The following is an 808-nucleotide window of genomic DNA, read 5'->3' as shown; positions in this document are numbered from 1 at the left end:
TGCTTGAGCTCGGCGGCAACAATGCCGGCATCGTGACGCCCACCGCCGATCTCGACATGGCGCTCAGAGCCATCGCCTTCGGCGCCATGGGCACCGCCGGCCAGCGCTGCACGACGCTGAGGCGCCTGTTCGTGCATGACAGCGTCTACAACGCGCTCCTGCCGCGCTTGAAGAAGGCTTATCAGTCCGTCTCCGTCGGCAATCCGCTGGAAGGCAAGGCACTGGTCGGTCCGCTGATCGACAAGGCGGCCTTCGACAACATGCAGAAGGCGCTGAAGGAAGCCATCGCCCATGGCGGCAAGGTGACCGGCGGCGCGCGGTTCGAAAACGGCCATCCGGACGCCTATTACGTGCATCCGGCGCTGGTCGAGATGCCGAAGCAGGTTTCGCCGGTGACGGAAGAGACCTTCGCGCCGATCCTCTATGTGATGAGATACACCGATTTCGACGAGGCGCTCGAGCTGCACAATGCGGTGGGCGCCGGCCTGTCGTCGTCGATCTTCACGCGCGACCTGCAGGAATCGGAGCGTTTCCTCGGCGTCGACGGCTCGGATTGCGGCATTGCCAACGTCAACATCGGCACCTCGGGCGCCGAGATCGGCGGCGCGTTCGGCGGCGAGAAGGAGACGGGCGGCGGCCGCGAGAGCGGCTCGGATGCCTGGAAGGCCTATATGCGCCGCGCCACCAACACGGTGAACTTCTCCAAGGCGCTGCCGCTGGCACAGGGCGTGTCGTTCGACATCGATTGAGACCAGTGCGTTTCACCGTTTCACGGAAACGGCGAAACGCCCTATCTCTTGTTTTGATG

The 808-nt window shown here is 64.2% G+C and carries 1 protein-coding gene; it reads left to right on the top strand.

The features are described from left to right. The coding region (locus EOD07_RS36160; RefSeq protein WP_127238491.1) for an aldehyde dehydrogenase family protein at positions 1 to 749 on the top strand (749 nt) is incomplete at its 5' end. Between the last annotated feature and the right edge of the window lie 59 nt (positions 750 to 808).

It is taken from the genome of Mesorhizobium sp. M2C.T.Ca.TU.002.02.1.1, assembly GCF_003997225.1.
The sequence above is the reverse complement of the archived record's forward strand: the minus strand, read 5'-3'. Positions and strand labels throughout refer to the sequence as shown.